The sequence below is a fragment of the Methanoregula sp. genome, from assembly GCF_049686655.1.
GTDB lineage: Archaea > Halobacteriota > Methanomicrobia > Methanomicrobiales > Methanospirillaceae > Methanoregula.
Map to the genome: position 1 here is coordinate 22,210 of NZ_JBAVIG010000011.1, position 6,275 is coordinate 28,484.

General features: G+C 51.0%; 4 protein-coding genes. 2 read left to right on the top strand and 2 right to left on the bottom strand.

The features are described from left to right. Together pstA and WBL42_RS01020 are read right to left on the bottom strand one after the other, a co-directional pair. A complete protein-coding gene (gene pstA, locus WBL42_RS01015; protein WP_424719408.1) occupies positions 1–1,890 on the bottom strand; it encodes a phosphate ABC transporter permease PstA in 1,890 nt (629 codons plus the stop codon). Between the two features lie 120 nt (positions 1,891–2,010). Beyond that, positions 2,011–3,018, bottom strand: a complete 1,008-nt coding sequence (locus WBL42_RS01020; RefSeq protein ID WP_424719405.1) for a phosphate ABC transporter substrate-binding protein — start codon at positions 3,016–3,018, stop codon at positions 2,011–2,013. 134 nt (positions 3,019–3,152) lie between these two features. On the opposite strand from WBL42_RS01020, the gene WBL42_RS01025 reads away from it, so the two are divergent. Beyond that, complete coding sequence (locus tag WBL42_RS01025) at positions 3,153–4,187, top strand: PhoU domain-containing protein (RefSeq protein ID WP_424719406.1); 1,035 nt, start codon at positions 3,153–3,155, stop codon at positions 4,185–4,187. A 220-nt stretch (positions 4,188–4,407) separates the two neighbouring features. Next, the gene (locus WBL42_RS01030) at positions 4,408–5,772 is read left to right on the top strand and encodes a tetratricopeptide repeat protein (protein ID WP_424719407.1); all 1,365 of its coding nucleotides are present in this window, start codon (positions 4,408–4,410) and stop codon (positions 5,770–5,772) included. Positions 5,773–6,275 lie beyond the last annotated feature (503 nt).

Genomic DNA, 6,275 nt, shown 5'->3' on the forward strand with positions numbered 1-6,275 from the left:
TTATCCCCGTGACTTATTCTGGAAATGGGTCCTTACAAGAATCGCAACCGAATAAAATCCAACGACAAGCATAAGCAGGACCAGCGCCGTCCCGTACCTGTTCGTTGTAGAATTCGGGACATTGGTTGCGAGAATGAAGAGGTGGTACGGCAGGGCCATTACCGGCTGGAAGACTGATGAAGGCAGGAACCGCTGGGAGAAGACAACTGCAGTAAACATGATGGGAGCGGTCTCCCCGGCCGCTCTCCCGATGGAGAGGATCGCGCCGGTCACAATGCCCGGAACCGCGGGGGGAAGGACCACTTTGCTGATGGTCTGCCAACGGGTTGCGCCGAGTGCAAGACTCCCCTCGCGCAGGGAGTGGGGGATGTTCTTTAAGGATTCTTCCGTTGTCCGGATTACCGTGGGCAGGACCATCATCGCCAGGGTGATCTGCCCAGCAATCATCGAGATCCCGACGTTGAGATACATGACGATGAAAGCAAACCCGAAGAGGCCGAATACAATTGAAGGAGTGCCGTTGAGGAGATCGGAACCCGTCCGGATAAGCCGGGTAATCTTTCCTTCGCGGGTATATTCCACCAGGTAAATCGCCGCCCCGACACCCAGCGGAAGCGCGATGGCGATCGCACCTGTAACGAGGTACAGCGAACCGATGATCGCCGGATAAATCCCGCCTGCCCTCCCGAGATCCGTGGGGGGCTGGGTCAGAAAATCCCACGACAATGCCGGGAGACCATGGACGATGATGTCCTGGAGGATGATGACAAGAATTGCCAGGACGATGACAGTAGCACCAGCAATCAGTGCAAATGAGCACTTCTCGATCGTTGCCTGTGAAAGCCGGTCCCTGCCGAAATACCATGCGCCTCCTGCAAGCAGGATGAGCCCCGCAAGCCACCAGGGAGCGGCTGCAAACAGGAATATAAGAAGGACTGCCGCAACGAGGATTTTTGAGGTCCTCCCAATCGAGTCCATTGCAGTAGGACTGATAAAGGGTTTCCGGCCGGGACGGGTCGTGCGCCCTTCGTGAAGGTAACGGAGGATGGCAACTGCGGAGAGGTTGATGACGAGCGTGATAAGCAGCAGCACGACTGCCACGGCAAACAATGCATGGTAATGATCGCTGCCAATCGAAACTTCCCCGGTCTCAATACCCAGTGTCGCGGTCAGGGTTCTTACCGGCGAAAAGATGTTCCAGATCGGAACCGGGATTATCGCAGCATTACCGGCCACCATCAGAACCGCCATAGTCTCCCCGATTGCCCTGCCGATACCGAGAATAATGGCAGCAGCGATGCCGGAGAGGGCAGCCGGTACAATCACCCGGCTGATCGTCTGCCACCGGGTGGCACCGATAGCAAGGGAACCTTCGCGGAATTCGCACGGGACTGAACTGATTGCATCTTCGGAGACGCTGACAATCGTGGGAAGGGCCATGATCCCCAGAAGGACGGACGCGGCAAGCCACGTATTTCCCGAGGGAAGATCGAAAGCAACCCGTATGAAATTCGTGAGAACGACAAGACCAAAGAACCCGTAGACCACCGAAGGGATCCCCGCCAGCAGTTCGATTGCCGGTTTGAGAACCGTTTTCATCGGAGGGGGGGCGATTTCGGAGATAAAGATTGCACAGCCGATGGAAAGAGGGACGGCAAAGACCATGGCACCGATGGTAACAAGGAGCGTCCCGACGATCAGCGGTAAGATCCCGTACAGCGGGACCGCTGCAGTTGGTTCCCATGACAATCCGAGCAGGAAGCCGGGGAGGCTGACCTGCTCAAGGATCGGGTAACCGTCCCGTACCAAAAAGAGGAGGATGAAAAGGATAGCAATAACGGCAAAGAAGGCTGTGAGGAAGAAGAGGGTCTTGATCAGCTGCTCCCTGATCACGGAGCTGCGGAGGCTGCCCGGTGAAACGGTCCTGAATCCGATGCTGGTTCCGGCAATTTTCACGATCTTGACCTCAGGTTAAACAGAAAAAATTTATGGGTCCCTCGACATCCCATCTCAGGTCAGCGTGACATATCCCTGATCTGCAACAATCTTCTGGCCATCGGGGCTGAGAATGTACTTGATGAAGTCGCCGGCAAGACCGGTAGGCTGGCCGTTGGTGATGACGTAGAGGTTGCGGGAGATAGGGTAGGTCCGGGTCTTTACGTTGTCGACCGAAGGGGTAACAGTAGTGCCGTTAGTTTCCATGATCGGAAGTGCCTTGATATCAGGACTGACGAAACCGATGGAGATATATCCGACAGCATCCGGCGTCTGCGCAACGTTCTGGAGGACCGCCCCATTGGAGTTCAGCTCCTGCATCGATGCGATCGGGGTTGCATTCACCGGCAGGATGGTCTGTTCAAAATACACCCGGGTTCCCGATGCGCTGTCACGCCCGACAACGACAATCTGGTCATTGGTGCCGGGGACATCTGCTCCCGTAATTTCTGACCATTTGGTGATGTTACCCAGATAGATCTGCCTGATCTGATCGAAGGTGATAGACGGGATCGTGTTGGTCGGGTTGACAATGATAGCGATGCCATCCTGTGCAACCGGTGTAATGACAAAGTCGGGATACTTAGCCATTTCAGCAGCGGTCACTTCGCGAGAGGTCATACCTATATCAACGGTCCCGGCCCCAATTGCCTGAATGCCGACACCTGATCCGCCACCCGAAACCTGGATGTCTGCATCCGGGTGAGCTGCCATAAACTGGTCAGCAGCTGCCTGGACAATCGGAAGGACTGTGGTTGATCCGCTGATTCTAAGGGTCTGTTTCTGCCCTGATGAGGCCGGCGAACTCGTGTTTAACGGTACTGCTGTCGTTTCCTGGACGGTGGGATTATTTGCGGGGGAGGCGGCTATGGCAGTTGCAGCAGCCGTGGGGGTGGCGACGGGCGCCTGCGTTGAAGCCGTATTCGTTGATCCGTTGCTTGTACATCCTGCAGCAATCGCGAGCATGAACACTGCGACAAGGCTGAAGGTAATAATCAGATAAGAACTCCGTTTCTCAATCATGGTGTTCGATCTAGCATTTCACACGAGTTGATAAACCCTTTTTCGCCATAAACTATACTAGTATATATACAGGAAATAGACAAATAGAGTGTAATAGCGAAATCATTTCCCTATTGTCTTGCGGAGAGTAAGAGATGGAGATACGGCGTGTGCAGATGACCGGTGGTGCATCCTTCGTGGTGACGCTGCCAAAGGACTGGGCAGAAGCGCAGAAGATCAAAAAGAACGATCCGGTCGGGCTGACAGTCCAGCCGGATGGGACATTGCTTGTCACGAAAAAGATTACGGAAGACCCCATTCAGCGTATCAAGGAAATTGACAGCAGTACTATAGCGGATCCCGCATTTTTATTCCGGATGCTTATCGGTACATATATTACCGGGTTTACTACCATCCGGATAACTACAAAACAGAGGTTCCCCCCGTTCGTGCGATCGGTTGTGCGGGACTTCACCCAGATGACAATCGGACAGGAAGTCGTTGAGGAGACCGAGACGGTGATCGCCATCAAGGATCTTCTCAACCCATCAGAGATGCCTTTTGACAATACCATCAAGCGGATGTTCGTCATTGTCAAAACCATGCATGAGGATGCGATCACGGCACTTGAGACACATAACAAAACGCTGGCACAGGACGTCATCACCCGCGACATGGATGCAGACCGGCTGAACTGGCTGATCGCCCGGCAGACGAATATGCTGATGCAGAACGCTTCCCTATCCCGCAAGATGGGGATCTCTCCTAGTATGGCCATGAATTACTGCATGCTGAGCCGGATCATCGAACGGGTTGGCGACCATGCCGTCAGGATCGCGGAAAATTCAATTCCCATCATTGATATCGATCTCGATAAAAAAATCATACATGCCATCAAGAAATCCAGTGCGATGTCCCTGGAAATATTCGATAGGAGTATCATCTCATTTTTTAACACGGACATGAAAGAAGCTCACAGGAATATCGAATCGATCGGTGCACTGGAGAATATCTGCGGGGACATCAACAACATGGTACTCAAGCAGGATACAATGGCTGCTGTACCTATAGGAAATATCGCCGAAAGTATCCGCCGTGCCGGGGAGTATGCCGGGGATATCTCAGAAACAGTGATCAATCTTTTGGTTGAGAATGAACTTGGACCGCACAAGGCAAAAACAGGAAAATAATTTTCCCACACGTTCCTTTTTTACACCATTTGCAATCCGCTTTTTCCTATGCGCTAAGCAATTGGATTATTCTTTGTTCCGGTGCCAACTCCTCAAAGTAAATAGTAATATGATTTAACTATATATTTGATTGAAAAAGTATATATTAATTTGGAGGAAATATTACCGAGGTGAAGTCGGGACAGAAATAACCGACCGGAGATTTAACAATATGGAGTTCATGGACACAATCCTGAATAATACGAAACGGGATCCTGAATTCTGGTACAAGCGGGGGTGCGAACTCTGTACCAGCGGATATTACCTTGATGCACTTGAAGCACTGGATAAAATGCTCGCAAAATCTGCAGATCATGCTGACTCTTGGTTTCTGAAAGGGTATGCCTTGTACCAGATGGGCAAATTCGAGGAATCACTGCAGTTCCTTGACAGGGCGCTGATATACAATCCAGAACTGCAAGATGCACTGACGTATAAGGGCCTGATTTATTCCGGTTTCGGCAGGTATTCCGATGCTCTTACCCAGTACGATCGTGCTCTTGCAATTAATCCCAGACACGGGAAATCATGGTATGTTAAAGGCCTCGTTCTTGCCGTACTGGGGCGATATGATGAGGCGATCAAAGCGTATGAACAGGTGCTGGCCATTGAGCCAAAGCATGTAGATGCTCTCACCGGTATTAGTATTGCGATGAAAAAGCGTGAACGATCCCGGGAAACAAAACCCGTCAGGAAAACCGTAGATCTGTTTTCAGCACCTACACTCAAAGACCCCGTCCCTGATTCGTCACAAGATACCTCAGCCATGCCCGGCAGGGTTTTCATACCACAACCCGCCAAACACACTCCCCTGCGCGATATCCTTTCGGAAGCCTCCCGTACAACACTCCAGAAAAAGACCGGCCATGATCTATCCAAGATGGATATCGCTGTCGATACGATCCAACCGATATCTTCCGGTTACCCAATGAGTCATCCTGTAAAAGAAGCACCGGTTCCGGCCAACCAATACGAAATACCGTTGCATGGCACTGCTGATATCATCACATCAGCCCCTCCGGCTACCCGCCGGAACTCATATGATGAATATATTAATAAGACCCTGAAAGTCCTCATCAGCATCCCGGATGACAGTGAATCCCTGAAAACCCTTGGTGATCTCTATATCAAAGTAGGAAAGTATCAGCTCGCCACTGAAACCTACGAAAGGGTGCTGGAACGTGAACCGGAGAATGCCCGCACATGGGCGGCGCTCGGGGATGCACGGCGGAAACTTGGCAGATACGATGAGGCGCAGTTTGCCTATGACCGGGCACTTGAGATCAGCGATGATGATGTCTCCACCTGGATAAACCGTGCAAAAGCACTTGCTATGCAGGGCAGGTACGATGAGGCTGTCAATTCATGTAACTTCGCAATTGAGCGTGAAAACGATAATATTGATGCATGGCTCTACAAGGGATTCATTCTCAAAAAGATCCTGCGTCATTCGGATGCACTACAGGCATATGACTACGTGCTCACTATTAATCCTCATCATGATCATGCAATACGACAAAGGAAAACACTCATTAATGGCCAATGACGAGAAATTAATCTCTCTGTATTTCCTGTGAACATTCTGAAGCGCCCCACTTTATTTAAGGAGGCTTTTTCGCCAGCGTGATTGCCACGAGACTCGGAAAAAATGATCGGCAGAATTGGCCCCCCCATATTCCCGGCAATTTGCTTGAACCACACATCCATTTGGTCACCCACATATGAATTCTTCATTCGTGAACATGATAAAAATGGACCTAAAAAAAACGTTTCGGCCTTCTCTTGGGATCTCGCACTTGTTTTTTTCTCCCTGATTATCCTGATGTCGGTTTTCGAGCTAACTAAACAACTCCTCAATCCATCCATATCCATATGGGGGTCTCATGCCCTTACCATTATTTTTACAGCGCCATTTCCGTTGTCATTGTGTACTTTCCCCTCCAACGATCATATCGTGAACAGCAGAATGCAAGGGAAGCACTCTCACACCAGAAAGACGCTGAGGAGAAATTCCGCAGATCTGAGGTACAGCACCGGTCATTTGTCGAG